This window comes from uncultured Pseudoflavonifractor sp. (assembly GCF_944387805.1).
Lineage (GTDB): Bacteria > Bacillota > Clostridia > Oscillospirales > Oscillospiraceae > Pseudoflavonifractor.
Window position 1 is genome coordinate 29,003 of record NZ_CALXGI010000006.1, and the last position, 25,061, is coordinate 54,063.

A 25,061-nucleotide genomic window follows, 5' to 3' on the forward strand; every position below is an offset into this window, starting at 1 on the left:
CTGTCGTCCTCCCTTTCTTATTCCTCGTCGCCGTCATCGGACAGGAAGTCCATGTCGCCGCCGTCGGAGAAATCATCATCCTCGTCGCCGTCGGAGATGGCCAGATCGTCATCGTCGCTGCCCTCCTTGAGGGTGTAGCCGGCGGCCTGGAACTCGGCCTCGCCGCCCTGGTCGTAGCCAAAGCCGAAGTCGTCGTCGTGGCTGTGGTCGGGGGTGTAATTGTCCTCGTCGTCGTCCTTGAGCTCAATCTCCTGGCCCTGGGCGTCCAGAACCTTGATGTCCAGGCACAGGGCCTGCAGCTCCTTGACCAGAACCTTAAAGGACTCGGGCACGCCGGGCTTGGGCACGTTGTGGCCCTTGACAATGGCCTCGTAGGTGCGGACGCGGCCGGTGGTATCGTCGGACTTGACGGTGAGGATCTCCTGGAGGGTATAGGCGGCGCCGTAGGCCTCCAGGGCCCACACCTCCATCTCGCCGAAGCGCTGGCCGCCGAACTGCGCCTTGCCGCCCAGAGGCTGCTGGGTGACCAGGGAGTAGGGGCCGGTGGAGCGGGCGTGAATCTTGTCGTCCACCAGGTGGTGCAGCTTGAGGAAGTAGACGTAGCCCACGGTGACGCGGTTATCGAACCGCTCGCCGGTACGGCCGTCGTACAGCCAGCTCTTGCCGTCGGGGCTCAGGCCGGCCAGCTGAAGGGTCTCGGCGATGTCCTTCTCGTCGGCGCCGTTGAAAATGGGGGTGGCCACCTTCCAGCCCAGGGTCTTGGCGGCATAGCCAAGATGGACCTCCAGCACCTGTCCGATATTCATACGGGAAGGCACGCCCAGGGGGTTCAGCACGATATCCAGGGGGGTGCCGTCGGGCAGGAAAGGCATATCCTCCTGGGGCAGAATGCGGGACACGACACCCTTGTTGCCGTGACGGCCGGCCATCTTGTCGCCCACGGAGATCTTGCGCTTCTGGGCGATGTAGACGCGGACCACCTGGTTGACGCCGGGGGACAGCTCGTCGCCGCCCTCGCGGGTGAACACCTTCACGTCCACGATGATGCCGCTCTCGCCGTGGGGCACCTTCAGAGAAGTGTCGCGGACCTCACGGGCCTTCTCGCCAAAGATGGCGCGGAGCAGGCGCTCCTCGGCGGTCAGATCGGTCTCGCCCTTGGGGGTGACCTTGCCCACCAGGATGTCGCCGGAGCGGACCTCGGCGCCCACGCGGATGATGCCGCGCTCGTCCAGGTCCTTCAGGGCGTCCTCGCCCACGTTGGGAATATCCCGGGTAATCTCCTCGGGGCCCAGTTTGGTGTCCCGGCTCTCAGTCTCATACTCCTCAATATGAATCGAGGTAAAGACATCATCCTTCACCATACGCTCGTTGAGCAGGATGGCGTCCTCGTAGTTATAGCCTTCCCAGGTCATGAAGCCCATGAGGATGTTCTTGCCCAGGGCGATCTCGCCGTTGGCGGTAGAGGGGCCGTCGGCAATGACCTCCCCCTTCTCCACCCGCTGGCCGGCGTCCACAATGGGGCGCTGATTGATGCAGGTGGTATGGTTGGAGCGCATGAACTTTGTCAGCTTGTAGTCCACCACCCGGCCGCTGTCGTAGCGGACGGTGATGTACTGGGCGGAGACCTTCAGGATCTCGCCGTCCTCCTCAGCCAGGATGGCCACGCCGGAGTCAATGCAGTTCTTGTGCTCCTGGCCGGTAGCCACGATGGGCGCCTCGGGGCGGAGCAGAGGCACGGCCTGCCGCTGCATGTTGGCGCCCATCAGAGCGCGGTTTGCGTCGTCGTTCTCCAGGAAGGGGATCTGGGCGGTGGCGATGGAGAACATCATCTGGGGGGAGACATCAATGTAGTCCACCTGCTCCCGGTCCACCTCGATGATCTCATTGCGGCGGCGGCAGGTAATACGGTCGTTGATCAGATGCTTGTTCTCATCCACGGGCTCGGTGGCCTGGGCGATGATGAACTGGTCTTCAATATCGGCGGTCATGTACTCCACCTGATCGGTGAGGCAGCCGGTGGCCTTGTCCACCTTGCGGTAGGGGGCCTCAATGAAGCCGTACCGGTTGATGCGGGCGTAGGCGGACAGGTAGGAGATCAGGCCGATGTTGGGACCTTCGGGGGTCTCGATGGGGCACAGACGGCCATAGTGGGAGTAGTGGACGTCCCGCACATCGAAGGAGGCCCGGTCACGGGACAGACCGCCGGGGCCCAGAGCGGACATACGGCGCTTGTGGGTCAGCTCAGCCAGAGGATTGGTCTGGTCCATGAACTGGCTCAGGGGGGAGGAGCCGAAGAACTCCTTGATGGCGGCAGTGACAGGACGGATGTTAATCAGGCTCTGGGGGGTGACGATATCCAGGTCCTGAATGGTCATGCGCTCCCGGATGACACGCTCCATGCGGCTGAAGCCGATGCGGAACTGGTTCTGGAGCAGCTCGCCCACGCAGCGCAGGCGGCGGTTGCCCAGGTGGTCGATGTCGTCGGCAGTGCCGGCGCCGTTGGCCAGGCAGTTGAGGTAATTGATGGAGGCCATCATGTCGTCCACAATAATGTGTTTGGGCACCAGATCGTCGGCGTGCTCCGCCACAGCCTCCTTCAGCTCCTCGCCGGAGTACTGATTCAGCAGCTCCTGGAGGACGGAGAAGCGGACCCGCTCGGTGATGCCGCACTCAGCGGGGTCAAAGTCCACGAACTTGGACATGTCCACCATGTTGTTGGAGAACATCTTCACCTGAGTGCCGTTCTCCAGCTCAATGACGGCCTCGTTGACGCCGCGGTCATCCAGCTCGTGGGCCTTCTCCCGGCTGATGATCTCGCCGGGCTCAGCCAGAATCTCGCCGGTCATGGGGTCGGCGATGGGCAGGGCCAGCTTCTGGCCGGCCAGCCGGTGCCACAGAGCCAGCTTCTTGTTGAACTTATAGCGGCCCACGGCGGACAGGTCGTACCGCCGGGGATCAAAGAACAGGGCGTTGAGCAGGCTCTCGGCGGAGTCCACCGTGGGGGGCTCGCCGGGACGGAGCTTGCGGTAGACCTCCAGCAGGGCGTCCTCATAGGTCTTGCAGGCATCCTTCTCCAGGGTGGCCAGAATACGGGGGTCCTCACCGAACATGTCGATAATCTCGGCGTCGGTCCGGGGACCCACGGCCCGGATAAAGCAGGTGATGGGCAGCTTGCGGTTCTTGTCGATGCGGACATAGAACACATCGCTCAGGTCGGTCTCATACTCCAGCCAGGCGCCCCGGTAGGGGATGACGGTGGTGGCGTAGGTCACGTTGCCGGCCTTGTCCTCGGTGCGGGCGTAGTACACGCCGGGAGAGCGGACAATCTGGGAGACGATGACGCGCTCAGCGCCGTTGATGACAAAGGAACCGGAGTCGGTCATCAGGGGGAAGTCTCCCATGAAGATCTCCTGCTCCTTGATCTCCTCGGTCTCCTTGTTGCGCAGGCGGACCCGCACCTTGATGGGGGCGGCATACGTGGCGTCCCGCGCCTTGCACTCCTCAATGCTGTACTTGGGCGGCTCGTCCATGGAATAATCAATAAAGGAGAGCTCCAGGTTGCCCGCGTAGTCGGTGATGGAGGCCACGTCCTTGAACACCTCACGAAGGCCTGTGTCCAGGAACCACTGGTAGGAGTTCTTCTGAACCTCCAGCAGGTTGGGCATGTCCAGGATTTCCTCGTGACGGGCGTAGCTCTTGCGCAGGGTCTTGCCGTAGTACACGTCCTTGACCATCATCGTAGAAATAACACCTCGTTTTCTGATACTGCCGCGATTTTTTGCCTGTTCCATCAGGCCGAAAACCGCTTTCTCTGTCCTCTTCTTCGTCAAATCCTACAAAGGGGTACGCCGCGGACGTTCCGATACGCCCGCATGCGTTGAAACGATATTTGGGTTTCCTATTGCGCTTTTCTCATGTCCGTGTTAAACTGTACCCAAGCTGGGAGAGAATTGGGATGTATCTTTTCCGGCTATGAGAGCATTTAAGTATATCATGTGTAGTTGTATAAGTCAATCCCCTTTGCAGGTGAAATTTGGAGAAATCCAGATTTTTATTTTGCCTTCCTGCCGGTTCTAAACGGTTCGTCCTCATTCGGGCGAACCGTTTTCTTTTTTCGCCCATCTGTCACAAAATCGTCTCTGCAGCCGTTATCATGGGTGAAACCAGGTTTCAGCATTACATAAGGAAAGAAGGGACACCATGGACGAACAGCAGCTCCAGGACGCCTTTTCCGCCGGGGACGAGGCCGCCCTCTCCACCGCCATCGACCGCTATGGACAGTCCCTGCTGCGCTACTGCCACCACATTCTCTGTGACTATCACGAGGCTCAGGACGCGGTACAGGATACCTTTTTCAAAGCTTGGCGCTACCGGGAGCGGCTCAAGGCCGCCCCGCTCCAGCCATGGCTGTACCGGCTGGCCTATACCGCCTGTATCGACCAGATACGGCGGCGGAAGCGGCAGCTCTTCGCGCCCCCTCCTCCGCCTTCATCAGACCCGGACTATATCGGCGAGGACCTGCGCCGTGCCCTGCTCACCCTCAGGCCGGAGGAACGTGCCATGGTCTTTGGCCGGGTCATGGAGGAACAGCCCTTTGAGGTCCTGGCCCAGCGGCACGGCATATCCGCCGCCACCGCCCGGCAGCGCTACCAGCGAGCCAAAAAGAAGCTGGCCAGGACTCTTGCTCCATCTCACCCATCCTGTGTAAAGGAGGATTGTTTATGAACCGAACCCCGGATGAACAGCTGATATACGACGCCCTCTCCCAGGTGCACACGCCCTGCTGTGACATTGAGCAGGGCGTCCGCCTGCGGCTGGCTGCGGACAGCGACCGTCAGCGCCGCGCCCTCCCCCGGCGCACCCTTCTGGTGGCCGCCGCCCTGGCCCTCTTTTTTATTATTGGCGCCGCGGCTGCCGGCGTCTCCGGCCTATGGCAGCACTTCTGGCCCGGCGCTGATATTCCCTCCAGTGCTGTTACCTCCCCCGGCGTCAGCCAGACCGCCGGAGACTACACTCTCATCCTGGAGGATGTGATGGCCGACGACAGCGGCATCATCCTGCTACTCTCCATCTCCCGTTCGGACGGCGGCCCCATAGACCCGAACACCCGGCTCAGCGGCCACGTCATGCACGCCAGCCTTCTGGCCGACGGTCAGTCCTTCGGCGGAGGAGGTATGGACACCCCCGTCCTCTCAGAGGACGGAACCACGCTCTTCTTCCGCTGTGAGCTGGAGGACCACCGTCTCTCCGCCGGAGTGACCCTGTCCGGCAAGCAGCTCACCTTTACGGCTGACGGCGTGGTTATTCCTCTCTACTCAGACAACGCCCTGGGCTATCAACCGGAAGAGACCGTATCTCTGGCAGACCTTGGGGAGTTGGATATCCCGGAATACAGCGCCGGACAGGACGTCGCCGCCCTGGAACAGGTCTCTATCCCTCTGCCGCTGGACGAGGAATTCCCCCAGTACCGGATACTGGGCGCGGCGGTCACCGAAAACGGGCTGGGTATCCTTCTCAGCGACGGCACAGCCCAGAGCGGCGAACTGGTATGCAGCGGCGTCCTCCCGGAGGCTCTGATGGACACCAGAACTGGTGAGCGCTATTCCCTCTTCGGCGGCGACGGCGTCACCCTGTCCGACGGCATCAGAGGCGTACTTTACACCTTCCGTGACTGTCCCCTTACCGCCGCCGACCTACCTTGGCTGGAGTTGATGGTCTCCTATCAGATGGACAAGGTCCTGTCCGACGCACCCTTCTCTCTCACCTTTACCGCCGACCAGAGCGCAGCTTTGACGCTGGATATCCAAACCACTGTGGACCTGAACGGCACAGCCCTCCAGCTCACCAGCCTGCGGCTCTCCGCCCTGGATGTCTCCTTTACCGCAGCCAACGGCATCGGCAACCTGAGCACCCTCTCTGACCAGGACATCGCCCCGGTGCTCACCATGGCGGACGGCAGTCAGGTTGCCACCGTGTGGCAGGGCGGCTCCGGTGCAGCCAACGGCCCCTCCTCCGCCCACTTCCAGCCCGTAGACAACGACGGAAACCGCATTTTCCCCGACACTGCGGACATCGTCTCCGTCTCCCTGGCCGGACAGGTCGTCTGGACCGCACCATAACCTTATTTCTCCCCTTTTCACGCCTCTCCCCCCACCGGGAGAGGCTCTTTTTTGCTCCGCCGCTCCTTTCGCCCGGTTTCCCGAAATTTTCTTCCCTTTCCATGGTAGGATTATGGAAGATTCTTCCTGAAAGAAGGGATTTTATGCCTGACACGCTCTGGCACTCTCCCCGCACCTGCGGAGCCTGGCTGGCGATTCCGTGCGGAGCGGCGGGGGCGGCGCTGCTGATGCTGGCTCTGGTCCGGGTGATGGGGCTGCAATATGCCACCGTACCAGACCGGTGGCTGATTTTTATGCTGGTGCTCATGCTGGCGGCCTTGTCTCTGGCCCTGCTGGCCCTGGAGAGCTGCGGCTGGCAGCTGTGTCTGCTCTGCCTGCTGCCGGTGGGGGCGGCCCTCTTCTACCGTGTGCTGTGCCTGGATTACTGCTCCTATGATTATTACGACTTCCTCGGCCCCTGGACGGCCTATTTCCGGAACAACGGCGGCTTCGCCGCTCTGAAGGACAGCGTGGGAAACTACAATGTCCCCTATCTCTATTTTCTCGCCGCCCTCTCCTATCTGGACGTGCCCGATTTCTACCTGATTAAACTCTTCTCCGTGCTCTTTGATATAGTCCTGGCCTGGGGCGGCTTCCGGCTGTGCCGTCTCTTCTGCCCGGATGACAGCCCCCGCCCTTCCGTTGCCTTCTGCCTGCTCCTGCTGCTGCCCACGGTGGTGCTCAACGGCGCCTGCTGGTCCCAGTGCGACGCCATCTACGCCGCCCTTCTGCTCCACGCACTGGCCTGCGGCCTGGAGAAGCAGGGCGCCGCCTCTCTGGCGCTGGCCGGGCTGGCCTTCTCCGTCAAGCTTCAGACCGTCTTCCTTCTGCCCCTGTGGGCCGCCCTTTGGTTTACAGGACGGGTTAAAACCAGGCACCTGCCCCTCTTCCCCGCCGCCTTTCTGGCCGCCATCTTCCCGGCACTTCTGGCCGGGAAACCCCTGCCTGATATTTTAATGGTATATGCAGCGCAGGCAAAGGCCTATTCCGCCCTCACGCTTAACGCCCCCTCGGTCTATGCCCTGTTCCCCGGCGCGGTGCCTGCGGAGGCCTCTTTTCCGGCCGCGCTGGGCACCGCCGCCGCCGGGCTGCTGGCGGCCGGCGTGCTGCTGGCCCTTTTTCTCAACCGGCGGCGGGTCCCCCAGCAAGCGCTGCTGGCAGGCGGCGCGGTACTGGCCATCGGGATTCCCTTTCTCCTCCCCCACATGCATGACCGGTACTTTTTTCTGGCAGATGTCCTCACCTTACTCTGGGCCTGCACCGACAGACGGCGCGTTTTCCTTGCGGCACTGGTCCAGACAGCTTCTCTGGGCGCCTACTACACCTATTTAAAGTTAGAGCGCGCCTTTCCTATGTCCGTAGGCGCCCTGCTCATGCTCTCCGCACTGCTGGGCGCCGCCTGGGGGCTGTTCCGGTCTCTGGCTTCTCCGGCGGACAGGCCTCAGAACGCGCAGGAGCGCCCCCGCCTGCACAGCAGACAGAGGCGCGCCGGATGAGGTTCAGTCCTGCGTCAGCCGGTCCAGCTCCTGCCCTGCCAGCTCCACGGCCCGGTCCAGGTATTGCGCCACTGTGCCGGGCTCCGCCGCCACCCGGATGCGGCAGCGCTCCATGGGGATGAGAATCTTGACCGCTTCACTCTCCCCGATAGCCAAAGCCATGGCAGGCGTGACCTCCCCCAGCAGGCCGTTGGCGGCCAGCACGGTGACCACCCCCAGAATCATCTGCACCTTTCCTGCGTTGACTACGACTGCGTTCTCACCAGTGGCGCCGTCGTCCGCCCCCGCCTTCAGCATGCGGGCAGTGGCTCCGGAATTGGTCCCCAGGGCGCGGATATGAAGCCAGGGATAGTTCTTCTTCAGCTTCTCCACAAGGCTCTTCCCGATTCCGCCTCCCAGTCCGTCCACTACGGCTACAATAATATTTTCCCGTTTCAATTCCTACCGACTCCATTCGTTATCCATTTTTCGCTCTATCTACGCAATTTTACCCTGTGCTGTGCAAAATTGCAAACAATTTTTACGAAAAAATCCCTTCGTCATTTTGATTGACATAATAATTCTCCTGGCAGGATTTTCTGCCGGAAAAAGTTTGACACGGCGACTACAATGTGTTACAATTTGGTTACAGTTTGATTCTAGTTGTTACAAGGAGGGCCTCATGGCTGAAGAAAAGATTCCTCTGGTTTATAAAGGTCACCCGCTCCGCCGCAAAGATAATCTGATCTACTACGGCAGCATGGCGGATAAATACATTATCATGATGCAGATTATGGACACCAAGAAGGTAAAAGACCTGGATGTGGCCACTCGCGTGTCCGTGCAGCTGCAGCTCACCGACCCTGACCTGAAGAGCCGGGACCGGATGGTAAAGAAGACTGAAAAGGACAGCCTGTACAACGCCATGGATGTGGCTTCCGTCTGGCTGGAGCGCAGCCTCTCCTCTAAATAAGAGGCTCCATTACCGCAACTTTACAAAAGAGAAAGCATTTTCGGCGCAAGCCGGACCAAATCTGTATGGAGGATGATACCAATGATACCTGCCGGAAAGTTCCTGCGCGTCGCAGTTCTCGGCGCCGCCCTCTCCGCTATTACCGTCGCCGGCGCTTCTGCCGCCAGCGTGGGTGTAGGCACTGTTACCGCCGACGCCCTCCGCCTCCGCGAGAGCGCCAGCACCGACTCCACCATCCTGGCCACCGCTCCCAGCGGCGACACAGTCGTCGTCCTGGCGGACGCGGGCAACGGCTGGTACAAAGTGGATTACAATTCCATTGAGGGCTATATGTCCGGGGAATATCTGGACGTGCAGGCAACTGCCGATGTGAAGATCGGCTACGGCAAGGTGAGCACCGGCGGCTCCACGCTGAACATGCGCAGCGGCCCTGCCACCAGCTACAGCCGCGTGGCCACCCTCAGCGACGGCGCTGTGGTGGACATTGTGGGCATTGATAACGGCTGGTACAAGGTTACATATAACGGCGCCACCGGCTACGTCAGCAGCGATTACATGATTACCGTAAAGGACTCCGCCGGTTCCCGCGGCGACAGCACCGCCGTCTCCTCCAACGCCAGCCTGGGCCAGCAGATTGTCGACTATGCTCAGAACTTCCTGGGCTGCGCCTATGTGTGGGGCGGCAACGGTCCCTCCTCCTTTGACTGCTCCGGCTTCACCAAGTATGTGTACTCCCATTTCGGCTACACCCTGAACCGCACCGCTACCGACCAGCTGGCAAACGGCGTGGCTGTAACCAAGGATCAGCTTCAGCCCGGCGATCTGGTGTTCTTCAACAGCGGATACACTTCCAAGCCTGTGTCCCACGTGGGTATCTACATCGGCAACGGCAAGTTTATCCACGCCTCCACCAACGCCTACATGGTTCAGATTGATGATCTCTCCAGCGGTTACTACTCCCGCGTCTATGTCTACGGCCGCCACATCATCTGAGTATCATTTTTGAATCTCCATACATAACAGAAAAAGAGCGCCGCTGTCCTTCTTCAGGACAGCGGCGCTTTTCTCTTTCTTCTCAAAGGGTTCCGTCAGAGTCGTCCCCGCCGCAGCCAGGCTCCTCAGGCGGAATATTGGTGTACACAGGAGGCGTCTCCGTGTCCTCCAGGCTGCCCTCCGCTTTCAGCTCAGCGATGCGGCTCTTGTTCTCCTCGATGGTCACCTTGGAGGCAGTGATCTTCTCGCACAGCGCCACATAGGCCGCCTCTGGAGCCATGCCCCGCTCGGCGTAATAGAGCTTGCCGATCTCGATGTAAGCCTTTTTAATTGCGTCCTCCTCGGCGGAGTTGGCCAGATTCAGCTTGGCAATCTCGGCCAGCTGCCGGGATTTGGCCACGCCCGCCCGGCCCAGATCCATCGCTTTATCCTTCAGTTCATCAAAAAATGCCATAGGAAACAACCTCCTCATGTCTTCCCAACTTCTTCATCCGATTCAACAGGACGCTTCTTCGGAATCTGGGTTTATTTTAACCTCTTTTCTTGCCCGGCGCAATAGCCCTCAATATGATTTAAGCCTTTTTTAATGTACTCGTATTCCTTGCAACCATTTCATTCGATTTTATGGCGTATATTCGCAGGTTTTTAATCAATATATAACTTTTTATGATTCGTTATATTTCACATAAATAATGGATTAGTAACAAGGCCCTGCCGGAATGTTCCGGCAGGGCCTTGCCTTATTTGTTCTTACTCTCTGCCTGGACGGCGCTGTCATCCGCAGGCACCACTTTGTTGCCGGCCTCATCCACTGCTGTCTTAGCGGCGGCCAGGCCCTTGAGCAGGATGTCCGGCACGTCCACGCCCAGGGCCACCATGTTCTCCACGATGCTGGTCAGCTCATTGATGATGTAAATGGCCAGCACGAACCAGCCGATGAGCTGGAGGAAGGACAGGTCCAGACCCAGCACGGTGCCCACGTCGATGAACACGCAGGCGACGCCGAAGGCCAGGGCGATGAGCACCCAGTAAGACACCTTCTTGAGAATGCCTTTGGCGCCCTTGGCGCTGGACATGGTGCCCGTGGCCCTTGCTTTGAGAACGCCGTAGACATAGTCCACCACATTGAGCACAAAGAAGAAGGCAAACAGAGGCCAGTGGGTGCCGAAGGCATAGGACAGGCCCGTCAGGACGGCGCCCCAGATAAGATTGGCCTTGTCCGCAAATGCGGCGAAGATGTTTTCCATATGTATCTCCTCACTTTCCGGCCTTAATGGCCTGGTAGAGCCGCTGGAGCATAACCCACACCTCGGCGCGGGTGACATTGTCCAGAGGGCGGCTGCCGTCCGCAATACCCATAGCGGTCACCCAGTTCTGCGCGTCGGTGTACCACTCGGTGGGCTCCTCCGGCTCCTGGGGTGTCTCACCATACAGGAGCGCCCGGACAGCGGCGCGGAAGTCGTCCATCGTCTTGCCGTGTCTGGGCCACCAGTGCTCCACGTCGGCATGGTTGGAGGCGATGCCCGCCCGGTAGCCCTCGGCGTGGCAGAGGATGTCCGTCACAGGGTTGAGCTGGTAGGCGTTGCACAGCTTGGCGCACAGGGCCATGGCGCGCTCCCAGGCGGCGGCAAAGTAGTCCTCCGCCTCCTGGGGGTCATAGGCCATAAGAGAGCCCTCCTGGGCCGCTGCCGCCGCCAGGGTGGCGGGGCCGCAGGAGCCGTCCTGAGTGAGCCCCAGCGCGGCCTGGGCGGCCCGGGTGGCTGTCTCGGTGGCCGGGCCAAAGCTGCCGTCAATCTCCCCGGAGTACAGGCCCATCCGCTGTAGCTCCTGCTGCCAGCGCTTGACAGCCCAGGCACTCATACCCTCAGCCCCACGGTACAGGGGGACCCACTCCACCGGCAGCAGGCGGCACTGCTCCGGCTCGCAGACCTCAATGGCAATGTGGGTGTCGTTGGCGGTCCTGCCGCTGGTACCGGTGCCGGCGTGCCAGCCGCGGGCACTCCACGGCAGGGTCATCAATGTGTTGCCGTCGTCAATGATGGCGTGGACCGCCGCCGTCGCCTGGGCGTTGTCCCATGCGCTGCGGATCTGGTCGGCCATGGCACCGGGGGTGGCGGTGCTGTGTACCATGATACCCTTGGGGGTAATCTTGCGTCCCGCCTTGTAGCAGGCGCTGTCTGTCATAATAGCTTGAGTAATCTCATCCACAGGCTTGTCCTCCTTGCCGTCGTCCTCTGCTGTCAGCCAGACACACAGGTAGCTGTCCACCGGACGGGTGGAGTCAATGACCTGCCCGCTGCCAAAATCGCACTGGGAGCTGCCGCCGCCGTCCAGCATGATGGCCGTCTCAGCTCCCAGGGTGTACAGCTCCTCCCGCAGCGCCTCGGGGGTGGCCGCGTCCGCCGTGCCGTCGCCGGAGCAGTAGAGGATGAGGTTCTCCCCGTCCAGGGCCATGGCCGTGCGGCCCCTCCGGTCCCCCAGCTCCCCGCCGTAGCTCAGGGCGTCATGGATGCCCACCATGGGGGTGAGCAGCTCATAGCCGCCGATGTAGCTGGCCCGGTCATCGGCGGGCAGCGCGGTCAGTGCGATATCGCTTCCAGAGTCCCAGGCGTAGCCCCAGCAGCCCCAGGCTGCTTTTGCCCGCACCACCCCGTCTGCCTTCAGGTGGTGGGTGGGCTTGCCGATGTACTCGAAAAATCCGGCGTTGCAAATGAGGTCCGGCCCCTCCGCTGCCTTGACCTGCTCCAGGCTCCGGCCCCCGCCGGTGACCAGGGCCATGCGCTTGATGTGTCCGAGTTGGACACGCTGGATGCACGTGCTTGCGTGTGTCACAATCCCGCTCCTTCCATGTTCTCTTCCAACGCCATGAGTTTCCGGAGCTCCGCCTCGGTGTCCCTCAGCAGCGCATCATCCGGCTGGGCGCTGTAAAAAGTTTTGGCCGCCAGCGCACGGGCTCTCTCGGCACTGATCCGGGCCATAGCTTCCTCCTGCGGCACTTCTCCACGCCGGATGCCCAGGAGGAAGGTACGCAGCTCCTCATCAGGGCGGTGAGCCTGGGAAAAGGGCATCCCCTGGGCGTAGTTGGCCGCGATGGCGTAGAACAGCGCAGCATAGGCCGCGCGCTTTGGATAGCGGTCATACAGTATATCGGAATATTTCTCCAGGCGGCCGGCATGGGCGGTGAGAATCCGGTAGACCGCGCCTTTCTGGGCTGCTGTAATGGTCTCCCGCCTGTCCATCAGATACCTGGATACCTCGTTGTCGCTGCACACCTGGGCCGGGTAGAGCCACTGGAGGTAATAGGCGTTATCGTGCCGGCAGAAAACGCGGTTCAGGAACTCCGCTCTGGGCACCTGAATTATGTTGCTCTGCCCTTCCATGTGCATGTCCCAGCTGTCCGCCACCCGGCAGCAGTCCACGTCGCTCTCCGGCAGCTCCAGGCCGTAGCTCCGGCTGCCGGCAATCACTTCGTAATAGTTCATATTTCCCCCCTCACAGGCCGTACAGCGTGAACATCCGGTCAGATATGCTGCCGTCCGGGCATATGGTCCAGGTCATGCGGTAAGCGCCGGACTCTGCCTTAAATGTGAGCCAGCCTGTTGCCGGGTCGTGGAGACTGGAGGTAATCACATTGCTGACCCAGTGGTTGACACCGACAGACGGTCCATGCGCTCCCACAGCCACAATGGTGTACGCGTCGCTCACCGCCGCCAGGCCGTAAAATGCACGCTGCCCGAAGGAAACCGGTGTGTCGATGACTCCCCCTAAGGTGTTGTAGGTGCCCAGCCGCTCCCCCAGTGTGGATCCGGGACTCGGGATGGCCCCGATGTAGGAGTGAAACTCGTCCAGCGTAGCGTCTGCCGGAACCTCCACGCCCTTGTCTCCAATGGCCTGGGCAATATTGAATTTAGCCTGGGCAAGCCGGTCAATTTCACTCTGGATGCTCATAGCGCCCTCCCTCAGATGGCGGCCAGGGCGGCCTCGATGTCCCCGTTGAGGGAGACGGTGCCCGTACCGGAGTGGTACCCGGCGGGCACGGTGTAGGTGCTGGTGGTCAGTCCGTCAATGGTGGCGGAGACCGCCCCGTTGTTGGGCATGGTGCCCGCCTTCTCCGCGCCGCTGGCGTCCACAAATATCTTGTTGGCCAGTACGTCGCCCTCGCCGGCGGTGACGCCGGACACGTCGCCGTAGTTGTCCGGGATGGGCTCCACCGTCACCTGGGAGAGGGCGTCATAGCCCTCGTCCGCCGTGATATTCTGCTGGGACTTGGTGGGGGTGACGGTCTTGGTCTGGAGGTTGACGCCCTCGCCGGAGTAGCTGCCCGCCACGCCCAGGATGGTGACGCCCTGCTTAATGTTGCCCGGGAGCAGCTTCTGCTGCTCGGCCGGGGCGATGGACACGGTGCCGGAGCCGTTGTGGTATCCGGCGGGCACGGAGTAGGGGGTGCTCTTGTCCGCGATGGACCCCGTCACCCCGCCCCGGTTTTCCACGCCCTCCACAGCGGTGACGCAGTCCTCCAGGTCCGCCGAGCTCTGGGCCAGGCCAAGGGCCACCAGCTTGGCCCGCAGGGCGTTGCGCAGGCCCTGGATGCGGGTAATCTCACTCTGTATGCTCATATCTGTACTCCTCTCTTATACGGAGGCCAGGAGGGCCTCCACGTTGCCCAGCTGGGTATAGACGGCGGCGGAGGTGACGGGCCGGGTGTTGTCCTCCTCCACGGCGTCGGCCGTGTCCACCGAGAGCACGCCGCCCTCCAGCTTCAGGCCGTCGCCCACCTGCCACATGACGCCGCCGGAGCCGCCCCCCGTCACGCTGCCGCTGAGGGGGGCAGGGGCCCGTATCCGCCCGGCCAGGGGCACGTCTGCGGAGATACTGGCGGCCAGACGCGCCTCAGACATGGCCAATCTCCTCCTCCAGTACCAGCTCCGACCTGGGGACAACGGTGTGGACCTCTCCGGCGGCGGTTCTCAGCCGCACATCGTAGGCATAGGACCGGACGGGCAGCGCGGCCGTGTCCTCCGGCAGCAGGTCCGCCACCGCCTCCCCCGTCTCCTGGAGGGCCATCTCCTTCTCCACCAATGCCTCCAGGTCCGTATAGGACCGCTTGACGGTAAAGACCACCGTCTCCCCCGCCTCAAAGGGCCGGGGCGCGCCGTCCGCGCCGGTACAGCTGACGGTGATGCGTCCGCTGTCTCCCCGTACCATGCGGAGCCGGGTTCCCTCAACCAGGATGCTCATCCCGTCTCCCCCTCCTCCATGGCCGCGACTTTGTCCAGCAGGGCGTCCATCTCCTCGCCGGAGTACTTGCTGGTGTAGTACTCCGTGGGGGACTGGGCCTGCTCCAGGGCCGCAATGCGCGCCTCCAGCTCCTCCAGTGTCGCCATTTTCTCACCTCACACAATGATTCTCCGGCCCAGCCGGTCCAGGACCATCCTGCCGTTTTTGTCTTTGACGGGGCCGGACACATAGGTCTTGGGCACGCCGAAAAAGACCAGTACACACCCGTCGCCTCCCTCACCGCCGCCGCTGGGACTTCCTCCCGCGCTCTGCTCGGCCACATAGGAGTTGAGGGTGGCCACTTCATATCTGGGTTCACCCCATGCCCCGGTTCTGATGCGGCAGGATGTATATCCTGAGCCGCCGATGCCGCCGCCTCCGCCGCCGTTTCCGCCGGCGCCGCCGGTACCATAGGCGGACGGCTTGTCCGGCGCTGCGGCGTCTGCGCCGTCCGCGCCCCTTCCGCCGTACGCTGTGGCGCTGTTGCTGGATACATAAGCGCTTGACGGCGGCCCTCCGTCCGCGCCATTGGCCCCGGCGGCTGCTCCGCCGCCAAAGCCCCCGGAGGATATCGCAGTGCGCACGCCGTAGTCAGCATCCGTCACACCGGCAGACTGCTCTCTTTGGGGCTCACTGTTGCGTTGTCCGCACTTGTAGGTCACGCCCTTATAGATAACGTCAGAGCCCGGCACAACCGCCCCGTCCTGGAACCCCATGCCTGAGCCGCCCGCCACGCCGGAAACGCCGTCGGCGGCAAAAATATCCTGCGTTGTCACGTCCATATAGCCCTCCGGGCTGCGGGAGCCGGAGGCGGAGGAATAGGAGCCGAACTCCGTGTCTCCGCCCTCCTCGCCCTGGGCCGTCTCCTCTCCGGCCGCGCCGCCCTTGCCGCCCTTGCCGCAGGAGTAGGAGATCCGCTGCCCCGGGTCAACGGTAATGTTGACCTGGAGTATTTTCCCTCCCGTCCCCGGTTCGCCAGGCTTTCCGCCGGCGCCGCCAAGCGCTACGGAAACGTCCTTGTAGAAGGTCATGTAATTTGTAACAATCTGTTCGTCGCTTACAATACTCTGCGCCCCGCCCGGCTCTCCGGGCAGGCCGCTCCAGCCGCCGCTGCCGCCGCCGATGAGCACCGCCAGAGCAGTCGTGCCCGGCAGCACCTCGTCCGGCACAACCCACTCCCCCGCGCCGGTGAGTACCACTCTCTGGTCCAGGGTGCCCGTGTCCGCCTTGGGCGGCCTGTAGCCCACCAGGACGTGCTCGGTGGCCACAGGGCGGCCGCCCAGGGCCACGGCGCTGTCCTGGATGCATCCGGCAGCCGCGCCGCCGAAGGGGTGCTCAAAGGCCACCACGTCCCCGGGGGCCTCGCCCTGGTGGATGATATCGTGGGTCAGGGTGTCCAGGCAGGCGTAGTACCGGGCCAGCCGCTGGGCCACCGCAGAGGAGTTGACCAGGGACACCAGGGTGGCCTCCTTGACCTCCACCACATTGGGCACGTCGTCGGGCAGCACCTGGGCCCGCACGTCCCGGGTGGTGTGGACGTACTTCTGTCCCGTCAACTTTCCGGTGCCCGCCGAGAGCCGGGCGTAGTTGGCCCCGCTCTCCAGGACGGAGAAGCCCTCGGCGGAGAGGGTGTGGACCGGCTCTGAGAACTGGATGATATCCCCCTCCACCGCCGTGCCGTCGAAGAGGTCCACAGTCTCGCTGCCCGGGATGTACTGGTGCTCCAGCACGGACACCTCGGTCACCCGGGCGGAGTACCCGACGCTGTCGCCCAGGAGCACCCGGTCCTCCGGGATGGCGGCGGTCACGCCGTCCCACAGGGACTCGATGCGCAGCGTGCCGTTCTGGTCCACCTTGGCGCTGGCCCCCACGGCGAAGAGCACCTGGGTCAGGTTGGCCCGGCGGGTGGCGATGGGCAGCCAGCCGTACAGCTTGACGCCCGCGAACCGGCTCTGGATGAGGTAGGGGATATTGCAGATATCGGCCACCACCTCCGCCACGGTCTGGCCGGTGTAGATGCCGCCGTAATGGGCGGACTGCTCCAGCAGGGCCACCGCGTCGTTGGCCGTCAGCTCGTAGCTGTATGGCCCGGTGCGCTGAATGCGCTCGATGTAGTATGTGCCCCGAAGGGCGTCCCGGTGGAAGTAGAGCAGCTTGTCGTTGCGGCGGAAGGCGAGCAGCGCCGCCCCCACCGCCTGGTCCCGGATAACGAGCTGCACCTGGAGGGTGCCGATCTCCAGGGCGTCGGACAGGAGGGCCAGGGCGGTGTACGCCTCGCCGTCCTCTATCTCGTCGTCGGTGAGGGTGATGTCCCCGTATACCAGCTTGTTTATCGTGCTCATACAGGCCTCCTCTGGGGCTTCTGGGCGGAGAAGTTGACCGTCAGGCCGGTCCAGCGGGTGACGCCGCCGATTTTGTCCCGCTGGGTGTCCTCGCCGGAGGACACCATGGCGTCATAGGTCATGGTGCCCTGTCCGTAGGGCACGGTGACGGTGTGGGACTCCACCGGCGCGGAGATGGCCTCGAAGAAATCGTCGTACTCCTCCGGGGCCGCCGGGTCGGGCTCCACCTCCATGGCATAGTCGTAGTAAGTGCCGATGATGGAGCGGAAATAGGCGCCCGACTTGACCATACCAGACCGGTCGTCCTCCTCGATGCGGAAGGACCGGCGCAGGGTCCTGATTTTGACCCGCACCCTGTACTGTCTCCCGTCCATGGTGACCATTACCGTCTCCCTCCTGTCAGCTTCACGCCCAGGCGGGTGCGCTCCCCCTCAATGCAGGAGTAGAGCACGCGGCCCACCTTGGTGCCGTCCAGATATACGTCGCCCCGGCCCGTTCCGCCGGAGCCGCCCCGCTCCGCCAGGGCCTCCCCGGCGGCCTGCTTGATGGTGGAGTAGGGCGCCACCACCTCCGGCTCCTGCTTGTTGTCCCCCAGCACCGCCAGGAACGGGTTGTTGGGCGGCACCACGCCGCCGGTGGCAAAGCCGGGGATGGAGCCGCCAGCGGAGGACATGCTCCGGTTGAGGTTCTGGGTGGCCTCGTTTGCGCGCTTGGTAGCGGAATCAACCATCGCAATGACAGTCAGAATACCAGCCGCAATTAGCGCAGCAGCTACGCCCATTGACAATGCAGACTGAAATGCTCCGACGGCGATTGCAGCAGCAAATGCCGCAGCTGTCAGAAGGCCGAGCAGCGACAGGACCTTTTCCAGCCCCGTCATGTCACTCCATGCATCAATAACCTGAGTTGCCAGTCCCGCCAACAGGCCGAACACCACCACCGCAACCATTCCCCTTGCTCCAAGGCCGGAAAACAGGTCTACCAGCGGGGATATAACATCCGATACGCCCTTCACCAGACCAGCCAGAGGCCCAATTGCCCCTATCAGACCGACAACCGCAATAATGGCGTTTCTGGAGCCGTCGTCCAGAGAGGTGAACCACTCCAGAAATTCCGTTGCAAATTCGGTGAGCTGGGTGATAATTGGCACCAGGGGCTCCGCCAGGTCGGCCATAGCGGTCTGAAGCTCCATGCTGGACTGGCGGTTCTTCATCAGCTCCTGGTTGCTTTCCGCCCAGCCTTCGTAGGCCCCCTTCAGCGGGCCGCCCACCAGGGCGTTGAGGGCGTAGTCCTGCTTCTGAGCCTCCGTGGTGCACATGGCCAGCCCCGCCGAGAAGTTCTCCGCGCCGATGCCCAGCCGGTCCAGCAGCTCGCCGAACTGGCCGGTGGCCTCACCAGTGGCCAGGGTCTCCTGGAGACTGTCGGCCAGGGACTCAATTTTCAGGGTGTCGGGGAAGGTGATGGCCGCGTTGGCCAGGCCCTCCACCGCCTGCTGGAGGTTGCTCTCGGTAAAGCCCGCCTGGAGCAGGTTGGAGATGGCCTCGATGCTGCTGTCCGTCTCGCCGGACACCGCGTTGAAGTCCAGAAAGGCCTGCTGCACGGCATCCATACCCACCCCGGCCTGCCGGGCGTTGTTCTCCAGCATGGACAGGTCGCCCCGCAGCTCATCGGTAGCGGGGACAGTGGCCAGGGCCGCGCCGGCCAGGGCGCCCACGGCGGCGGTCACCGGTGCAAAGGCTCCGGCTACTTTTCCCGCCTTGTCGGACACGGCCCCCGCCTTCCGGCCCAGCTCATCCAGGCCGCTGGAGCAGTCCTGGAAGGCCTTCTCCGCGTCCTTGGCCTCCCGCTCGCTCTCGGCCAGCTCCCGCTGGAGGGCGTCGTACTGGCTCTGGTCCATCCTGGCCCCGGCAAACTCCTTGTCCAGGTCCTTCACCGCCTGCTGGAGGGCCTGGTGGGCCTTCCGGGTGTCCTCCAGCTTGTCCTTGAATTTGTCGTACTGCTCTGTGGAGATTTCGCCGCTCTCCAGCTTGGCCTGCATGGACGCCTCGTTGGCCTCCAGGCCCTGCATGGAGGCCGCCACGCTGTCCAGCTGGGCCTTCAGCGGCTCGTACTTGGCCTGGTAGTCCTTCCCCCGCTGGAGGGCCTGGTCGGCGCTCTGGGCGGCCTGGCGCAGGGTCTTGAGCTTGTCCGCCGTGCCGCTGGCCGCCTGGGCCAGCAGCTTCTGTTTCTGGGCCAGCAGCTCGGTGTTGCCCGGGTCCAGCTTGAGCAGCCGCTCCACGTCCTTGAGGGACTGCTGGGTGGCGGACAGCTGCTTGTTGGTACCCGCCAGGGCCTTGTCCAGCTTGGTGGTATCGCCGCCGATTTCAACGGTGATGCCCTTGATTCTGTTGCGTGCCATTGGTCCGCCCCCTTAAAATGCGTCAAAGTCTTCCTGAGTGGGAAGCATGTCATACTCCGCGCCGTCGTTGCCCGCCTCGATGAGCATGTCGGTGACCATGCCGATGGTGAGCAGCTCCAGGTCCCGGATGGGGATGCCCAGCTGGGCCGCCCGCAGGAGGAACAGCGCCGTGGTCAGCTCCCGGTCTACGGGATTCGTTTTTTTTTGCTCTCAGCGATGGACTGGTTGTTGGCCCGCCACAGCTCCAGCAGCTCGGGGAACACCTCGTAGATGGAGAAGGTGTCGAAGCCGTCCAGCCAGTCCTCCACGGTGTGCGCCTCCATGTCCGGGTCGGCGTGGCGGGCCATGAGATAGGCCACGTTTTCAAAGACCTCCAGCAGCTTCACCGGGATGGGCTCCTCCCCCGCCTGGGCCTTCTCCACGGCCTGCTGGATGTCCCGCATGTCCTGCATGATGTCCCGGCCGAACTTGATGCGGTAGAGGCGGGGGATGGCCGCCGTGGCCCGGAAGGGCACAGCCCGGCCGTCAATGGTGATAATCCGCTCCATCAGCCGCCCACCCCCGCGCCGGGCTGCCACACGGCCTTGTACCAGTTGTTGTACTTGTCCTCCGGGGTGTCCGGGGTGGTGCGGGCCTTGATGCGCCCATCGGAGAGGGGGGACGCGGTGAGATTCAGAGTCTCGGTGGAGGGCTCCTTGGTGTTGGTGGTGGTGCCGCCGGAGACGCCGGGCCGGGTGGCCGAGCAGTTGTACAGCACATGCCGCACCGCCTTCTGGTCGCCGGCAAACTCAAAGAGCAGGGCGTGGGGCTTGGGCTCCGCGCTCACGTTCTCCACCAGCACCTTGTCGGTCTCGTCCTCCGTCTCCCCCAGTACGTCCTTGCGGTAGCTGTCCGGAATGAGGGCAATCTCCAGGGTGCCCTTGTAGCCGTCGTTGGCGGAGGTCACATAGTAGGCCATGTCGTCGGCATAGAAGGTGCTCTGGTCGCCCTGGGCGTCCATGGAGAGGCTCACCGCGCCGGGAATGGGCACCGGCGCGGCAAAGGTGATTTCCCCCGCCTCCCCAATGGTCAGGAGGGAGTAATGCACGTTCTTCAGGCCGAACTTTACCTTGTTGGCTTTGCCTGTTGCCATTGTTACACCTCAATTTCGTATAAAATCTGATAGACTTTCTCGTCCTGGAGGTACTCCTCGCTCTTCTCCCAGCACAGGCCCTCCAGGGCGGCCTCTACTTTGGCCTCGGCGGCCGGATCCTTGGCGGAGGTGTACAGCTCCACCTGGTAGTGGCCGGCGGAGTAGTACATCACGTCGTCGGCGAAAAGCTGGGCATCGTACACATAGACATAGCAGATGTACGGCGGGTCCTGCCTGGTGCGGAAGGCCCGGTAGGCCACCGGCACTCCGGTGTCCGCCAGGTGGCGGGCCAGCTCCTCCTGGGTCATTCCTCCAGCGCCTCCTTCAGGTCCAGCAGCAGCTGCCGCTGCATCTTCTCCTCTGCCGGGCGGATGTGGGGGATGCCCTCCACCCGTCCGCCGCCCACTTTGGCGTGGCCATGCTCCAGCAGATGGGTGAGCTGGCCCTTGGTCTTGTTGCCCACCCGGACCCGGATGCCCTTGGGGCCGTCGTACACGGTCTCGCAGCGCCAGCCTTTCTGGTAGGCTCTCCGCTGCTTTCGCGCCGGGCTGCGGCGCTGGATGTCCTCTTTACAGGACTCTCCCGCCGCTTTGACAGTGCGCTTTACGGTATCCCTGACTTCCTGGCCATAGTCCTCCAGTACAGCCCCCAGGGCCTCCGCCATTCCATCCACTCTGACCTTACCCATGGGCCACCCCCGCCTTCTCCTCCAGGTACAGCTCGGTCTCCTCGCTGTCCCTGCGGCGGTAGGTGCGGTAGATCACGTACCGCCTGCCGCGGAGCTCGGCCTCCTGCTGTCCGGTGTAGTTGACGGACGGCGTGACAAACATGACAGAGGGCTTCATGCCCTCCCGGCCGCCCTCGTACCACTCCGCCCGGGTGACCGATCGCTCCTCGCCGAAAATCTCCGTCCGGGTTTCGCCGGCGGGCACCTGCTCCATCAGGCTGTTGGGGGCGTAAGTCAGGCCGATGAGCACCAGGGTATCATTCATAGCCGTCGCCTCCCCGGTACTCCTCGCACATGGAGAGGACGGCCTTCAGGCTCTCGTAAGCCCTGTGGTACTCCTCCCCTTTGCCCCGGTAGTCAAACTGCCAGCGGGCGTACAGCTTCACGGCCATGCCGGTCAGGGCGTCCACGTCGCCCTTGTCCACCCCCGCTGTCTTCAGGTCCAGCACCGCCGCGTCGATGGTGTCCTGTATCTCGTCGTCCAGCGCGGCGCCGGAGATGCGCAGCGCGGTGCGGATGTCCTGCACATGGGTCATGTCAAATCCCTCCTATTCCCCCAGGCGGCCCCGGCGTGGGGCCGCCTGAGGCGGGTATCAGCTTGCGGCCCGGGTGAACAGGCACAGGGCCTTCTTGTCGGCGGGCTTGCCGTCTGCCAGGGCCATGACCCGGTAGACGGTGGAGCCGGAGCGGAAGGCCACCGACTTGTCGCTCTCCACGGTGGGCGCCATGGCGAAGTTGAACTTATAGCCCTCGAAGAGGTCGCCGAAGACAATGTTGTCCTTGGGGATGCTGTCCTCCAGAATGACGGGATAGCCCAGGATGTTGAATTTGGCGGGGCTCTGGACGTCGGCCACCACCACGGGCTTGCCGTTGGAGTCGGTCATGCCCAGCAGGTCGGAGTAGAACACCGCCCGGGGCATGGCGAACTTGGCGTTGGCCATGTACTGGGTGGGCAGGGTGGCCAGGAGGGTCATCAGGTCCTTGTAGGTCATACCCGCCTTGGTGTAGGTGCCGGTCTGGGTGATCTCGCCGCTCTTGGTCAGGCCGGTGGCCTGGTTGCTGCCGGTGCCGGCGGCGATGGCGGCGGCCACGGCCACGGACATCTTGTTGCCCAGGCGGGCCACCAGCCAGTCTTCAAAGGCATCAATGCCCATGGCCATCACGTCGGCGGTGATCTCCACCGTCTTGATGAGCTTGTAGGCTCCCAGGGTGACGGCGTCCAGGGCGTCGGCGCTGTCGGTGGCAGCGGTGCCCATGTCCACCCAGCTGACGCCGTTGACGGTCTTCTCGATGGGATAGGTCACGTTGCCGGGGATGTAGGTCACGTCCACCGCCTGGATGATGGGGGTCAGCTCCATGCGGGCGATGATCTTGTTCATGGTGGTGGTGGGAATGGCCGCCGTGGCGGTGACTGCCGCCCGCTCCTCGGCGGACAGGTCCCGGCCCTGGAGATTCCGCAGCCAGGCGGAGCGGTACTCCGGCGTGTCCACGCCATAGGTGCGCTGCTCGGGCGTACCGTCCTCAAAGGTATGGGCCACCCGGCCGGTGCGGCCTGCGCCAATCTCGCTGAGCAGCTGACGGCGCCGCTCGGCGCTGCGGGTCAGGGTGTCCCGCTCCTCCTTGAGGGCGCGGGCCTCCCGCTCCAGGGCGTCCACGTCGCAGTCGTCCCGCTCCAGCTCCTGGGCGATGGCGGACAGGCGGCTCTCAATCTCGCCCATGCGGGCGCTGGGGGCGGCAAAGAACTGGATGCCGATGCCGCTGAGCTTGCTCTTGTGGTTTTTCATTATCTGATTACCTCCAAATAAAGTTTGAGTCTCTGCCTTTTCCGCTCGGCAGCCTGGGCTGCAAGTCGCTCCGCTTTTTCTGCCTCCATCACTCCGTGGAGCCAGGAACGGGCGGATATTTCGGTCGACGGGTTGGCCGGCATGGACACGGCCGACACGTCGTAGACCTTCGCGATTTTCAGAATGGTGCGGGTCCTGGTGGCCCGGTCGTAGGCGTCCTTTTCCACCCGGAAGGCCCAGGACATCCTGGTCACCAGCCCGCTGCTGATTTCCTCGTACATGCTGCGGGCCGCCTCGCTCTTGGACAGGTCCGCCGCGATAAAGAACCCCCGCTCGTCCGGCTCCAGCAGCAGCGTGCCGTTGCTGTTGCGGGCCAGCACCCGCCCGGCGTGGTCATACTGCATGATGACGTCGGACAGGTCCGCCCCCTCCAGGGCGTGGCGGTCAATCTGCTCCCGGTACTTTATGCCGTCGTACTCATAGAGCACATAGGGGTCGTCAAACGTGGTGGCGTAGCCCTCCACGTAGCAGTCACTCTCCAGCCGCTTCTCCGCCGCCTCCCGGGGCAGGAGCAGGCTCATTGCCCGGTACTCCCGGTCCTTGCACACCGGCATCGCCGCTCACCTCCGTCTTTCCCTGGGGCTCCTTCCCCAGCACGTTCACCTCGGCGTAGTCCCGCCGGATGTAATATTTTTTGGATTCCTCCGTGTTCAGGGCCGGCAGCTGGAACACCTCCCGGCCCTCGTCCATGTTCATCATGCCCCGGTCAAAGAGCTGGGTCACGGTCTCCAGCTTGTCGTCCATGGTCATGTGCTGGAGGCGGTTGACCGAGAATGCAATTTCCTTACCCCGGGCCACCTCAGCCGGCGTAAAGGTCATGTTGGTGTGAACCAGCCCCAGCTCAATGGCAAAGGGCTCAATCTTGCCCTCGTAGTAGGCCGACCACTGGTCGGACGTGTACTTGTTTTGCAAAATGGCGTCCGACATGCCGTAGTAGTCGAACACCGACTCCCGGATCTGGGCCGCCTGCTTGTCGTCCACAATGTAGGGCTTGCTGTCGATCTGCTTGATGTCGGCGTACTTGCTGTCAAAGATCATCACGCCGCCGGAATTGGCCGCCGTCAGGTTGTCCTGGACCAGGCGGTCCCGCTCCTCCTTCATGGTCTCCGGCTTGAGCACGTTGACCAGCCGGGCCAGGAAGCGCACCGAGGCAGAGGCCTTGACGCCGTTGAGGATGCTCTGGTTCTGGGCGTTGAGCAGCTCCATGGTGGGCCGCAGGGCGCCGTTGCCCTCGCCGAAGAAGTCGCTCCGGTACTGGAACTGGGTCAGGATGCCGGTGTTCTCCAGCTCCAGCACCCCCACCTGGCCGGTGGGAAACCGGAAGCGGACGTACTGCCCGCCGCCCCGCTCCACAATCTCCGCCTGGGACGGGAGGATGGGGTAGAAGCCCTCGGTCTTCAGCATCAGCTCGTCGCTGTACACCGGCACGATAAAGGCGGTGTTCTCGGTCATGTAGATGGTGCCCAGCCGGTACAGGTACTTCTTGGTGTCCATCCAGGGGTTGGGCCGGAATTGCAGAATCCGCTCCAGCCGGCCGCTGCCCGGGCCGGTGACAATGGGCTTGAGCTTGCTGACGTGGGTGGCAAAGGTGTGGATGCAGGCCCTGGTCAGGGCCATCTCATAGACCCCGCCCTCAAAGGAGGTGTAGACCGGCGTGTACCCGCCCAGGGTCTTGAAGTAGGTATAGACCGCCGCCTCGGCGGTTTTTTGTGGAAACAGCTTTTCAAAGAGTCCCATGGGCT

28 protein-coding genes are annotated in these 25,061 nt (G+C 63.1%); 5 read left to right on the forward strand and 23 right to left on the reverse strand.

The features are described from left to right. Positions 1-17 precede the first annotated feature (17 nt). Complete coding sequence (gene rpoB, locus Q0K06_RS02895; protein ID WP_294548521.1) at positions 18-3,734, reverse strand: DNA-directed RNA polymerase subunit beta; 3,717 nt, start codon at positions 3,732-3,734, stop codon at positions 18-20. 466 nt (positions 3,735-4,200) lie between these two features. On the opposite strand from rpoB, the gene Q0K06_RS02900 reads away from it, so the two are divergent. From Q0K06_RS02900 to Q0K06_RS02910, 3 genes are all read left to right on the forward strand, one after another. Continuing rightward, entirely contained in the window at positions 4,201-4,725 is a 525-nt protein-coding gene (locus Q0K06_RS02900; protein ID WP_294548348.1) for an RNA polymerase sigma factor, read from the forward strand. Further along, entirely contained in the window at positions 4,722-6,119 is a 1,398-nt protein-coding gene (locus Q0K06_RS02905) for a hypothetical protein (RefSeq protein WP_294548350.1), read from the forward strand. Before Q0K06_RS02900 ends, Q0K06_RS02905 begins: the two co-directional genes overlap by 4 nt. A 143-nt stretch (positions 6,120-6,262) precedes the next feature. Beyond that, a complete protein-coding gene (locus Q0K06_RS02910) occupies positions 6,263-7,654 on the forward strand; it encodes a conjugal transfer protein TraL (RefSeq protein WP_294548352.1) in 1,392 nt (463 codons plus the stop codon). Positions 7,655-7,657: 3 nt separating this feature from the next. On the opposite strand, the gene Q0K06_RS02915 is transcribed toward Q0K06_RS02910, so the two are convergent. Continuing rightward, complete coding sequence (locus Q0K06_RS02915; protein ID WP_294548355.1) at positions 7,658-8,092, reverse strand: DUF3842 family protein; 435 nt, start codon at positions 8,090-8,092, stop codon at positions 7,658-7,660. Positions 8,093-8,315: 223 nt separating this feature from the next. Here Q0K06_RS02915 and Q0K06_RS02920 point away from each other — a divergent pair, with 223 nt between their 5' ends. Further along, on the forward strand, positions 8,316-8,606 hold the full coding sequence (locus Q0K06_RS02920) for a hypothetical protein (protein ID WP_294548358.1): 291 nt from the start codon (positions 8,316-8,318) through the stop codon (positions 8,604-8,606). An 81-nt stretch (positions 8,607-8,687) separates the two neighbouring features. Further along, entirely contained in the window at positions 8,688-9,599 is a 912-nt protein-coding gene (locus Q0K06_RS02925) for an SH3 domain-containing C40 family peptidase (protein ID WP_294548361.1), read from the forward strand. Positions 9,600-9,681: 82 nt separating this feature from the next. Here the strand turns inward: Q0K06_RS02925 and Q0K06_RS02930 are convergent, their stop codons facing one another. The 21 genes from Q0K06_RS02930 to Q0K06_RS03030 form a co-directional block, all read right to left on the reverse strand. Next, entirely contained in the window at positions 9,682-10,053 is a 372-nt protein-coding gene (locus Q0K06_RS02930; protein ID WP_294548364.1) for a serine proteinase, read from the reverse strand. Between the two features lie 286 nt (positions 10,054-10,339). Further along, positions 10,340-10,846 (reverse strand): phage holin family protein, encoded by a 507-nt coding sequence (locus tag Q0K06_RS02935; RefSeq protein ID WP_294548367.1) that lies wholly within the window; start codon positions 10,844-10,846, stop codon positions 10,340-10,342. Positions 10,847-10,856: 10 nt separating this feature from the next. Continuing rightward, positions 10,857-12,431, reverse strand: coding sequence for an N-acetylmuramoyl-L-alanine amidase (locus Q0K06_RS02940; protein ID WP_294548370.1), 1,575 nt, complete (start codon positions 12,429-12,431; stop codon positions 10,857-10,859). After that, positions 12,428-13,081, reverse strand: a complete 654-nt coding sequence (locus Q0K06_RS02945; RefSeq protein ID WP_294548373.1) for a hypothetical protein — start codon at positions 13,079-13,081, stop codon at positions 12,428-12,430. The genes Q0K06_RS02940 and Q0K06_RS02945 overlap by 4 nt, the downstream gene beginning before the upstream one ends. 10 nt (positions 13,082-13,091) lie before the next feature. Beyond that, entirely contained in the window at positions 13,092-13,547 is a 456-nt protein-coding gene (locus Q0K06_RS02950) for a hypothetical protein (RefSeq protein WP_294548375.1), read from the reverse strand. A gap of 11 nt (positions 13,548-13,558) precedes the next feature. Further along, entirely contained in the window at positions 13,559-14,215 is a 657-nt protein-coding gene (locus tag Q0K06_RS02955) for a hypothetical protein (RefSeq protein WP_294548378.1), read from the reverse strand. 15 nt (positions 14,216-14,230) lie between these two features. Then, on the reverse strand, positions 14,231-14,497 hold the full coding sequence (locus Q0K06_RS02960; protein WP_294548382.1) for a hypothetical protein: 267 nt from the start codon (positions 14,495-14,497) through the stop codon (positions 14,231-14,233). Continuing rightward, entirely contained in the window at positions 14,490-14,837 is a 348-nt protein-coding gene (locus tag Q0K06_RS02965; RefSeq protein ID WP_294548385.1) for a hypothetical protein, read from the reverse strand. The genes Q0K06_RS02960 and Q0K06_RS02965 overlap by 8 nt, the downstream gene beginning before the upstream one ends. Next, positions 14,834-14,983: a hypothetical protein gene (locus tag Q0K06_RS02970; RefSeq protein WP_294548387.1), complete on the reverse strand. Its 150-nt coding sequence runs from the start codon at positions 14,981-14,983 to the stop codon at positions 14,834-14,836. The genes Q0K06_RS02965 and Q0K06_RS02970 overlap by 4 nt, the downstream gene beginning before the upstream one ends. A gap of 9 nt (positions 14,984-14,992) precedes the next feature. Next, entirely contained in the window at positions 14,993-17,218 is a 2,226-nt protein-coding gene (locus tag Q0K06_RS02975; protein WP_294548389.1) for a hypothetical protein, read from the reverse strand. Further along, entirely contained in the window at positions 17,215-17,601 is a 387-nt protein-coding gene (locus tag Q0K06_RS02980) for a hypothetical protein (RefSeq protein ID WP_294548391.1), read from the reverse strand. Before Q0K06_RS02980 ends, Q0K06_RS02975 begins: the two co-directional genes overlap by 4 nt. Beyond that, on the reverse strand, positions 17,601-19,616 hold the full coding sequence (locus tag Q0K06_RS02985) for a hypothetical protein (protein ID WP_294548393.1): 2,016 nt from the start codon (positions 19,614-19,616) through the stop codon (positions 17,601-17,603). The genes Q0K06_RS02980 and Q0K06_RS02985 overlap by 1 nt, the downstream gene beginning before the upstream one ends. Positions 19,617-19,801: 185 nt before the next feature. Beyond that, the gene (locus Q0K06_RS02990) at positions 19,802-20,164 is read right to left on the reverse strand and encodes a hypothetical protein (RefSeq protein ID WP_294548395.1); all 363 of its coding nucleotides are present in this window, start codon (positions 20,162-20,164) and stop codon (positions 19,802-19,804) included. Further along, positions 20,164-20,748 (reverse strand): major tail protein, encoded by a 585-nt coding sequence (locus Q0K06_RS02995; RefSeq protein ID WP_294548397.1) that lies wholly within the window; start codon positions 20,746-20,748, stop codon positions 20,164-20,166. The genes Q0K06_RS02990 and Q0K06_RS02995 overlap by 1 nt, the downstream gene beginning before the upstream one ends. A 2-nt stretch (positions 20,749-20,750) precedes the next feature. Continuing rightward, positions 20,751-21,056, reverse strand: a complete 306-nt coding sequence (locus tag Q0K06_RS03000; RefSeq protein ID WP_294548399.1) for a hypothetical protein — start codon at positions 21,054-21,056, stop codon at positions 20,751-20,753. After that, complete coding sequence (locus tag Q0K06_RS03005; RefSeq protein WP_294548401.1) at positions 21,053-21,436, reverse strand: HK97 gp10 family phage protein; 384 nt, start codon at positions 21,434-21,436, stop codon at positions 21,053-21,055. The genes Q0K06_RS03000 and Q0K06_RS03005 overlap by 4 nt, the downstream gene beginning before the upstream one ends. Further along, positions 21,429-21,740: a hypothetical protein gene (locus Q0K06_RS03010; RefSeq protein ID WP_294548403.1), complete on the reverse strand. Its 312-nt coding sequence runs from the start codon at positions 21,738-21,740 to the stop codon at positions 21,429-21,431. Before Q0K06_RS03010 ends, Q0K06_RS03005 begins: the two co-directional genes overlap by 8 nt. Continuing rightward, a complete protein-coding gene (locus Q0K06_RS03015; RefSeq protein WP_294548406.1) occupies positions 21,733-22,011 on the reverse strand; it encodes a head-tail connector protein in 279 nt (92 codons plus the stop codon). The genes Q0K06_RS03010 and Q0K06_RS03015 overlap by 8 nt, the downstream gene beginning before the upstream one ends. 57 nt (positions 22,012-22,068) lie before the next feature. Further along, positions 22,069-23,259: a phage major capsid protein gene (locus tag Q0K06_RS03020; protein WP_294548409.1), complete on the reverse strand. Its 1,191-nt coding sequence runs from the start codon at positions 23,257-23,259 to the stop codon at positions 22,069-22,071. Further along, positions 23,259-23,840, reverse strand: coding sequence for an HK97 family phage prohead protease (locus Q0K06_RS03025; RefSeq protein ID WP_294548415.1), 582 nt, complete (start codon positions 23,838-23,840; stop codon positions 23,259-23,261). The genes Q0K06_RS03020 and Q0K06_RS03025 overlap by 1 nt, the downstream gene beginning before the upstream one ends. After that, positions 23,791-25,056: a phage portal protein gene (locus Q0K06_RS03030; RefSeq protein WP_294548418.1), complete on the reverse strand. Its 1,266-nt coding sequence runs from the start codon at positions 25,054-25,056 to the stop codon at positions 23,791-23,793. Before Q0K06_RS03030 ends, Q0K06_RS03025 begins: the two co-directional genes overlap by 50 nt. Positions 25,057-25,061 lie beyond the last annotated feature (5 nt).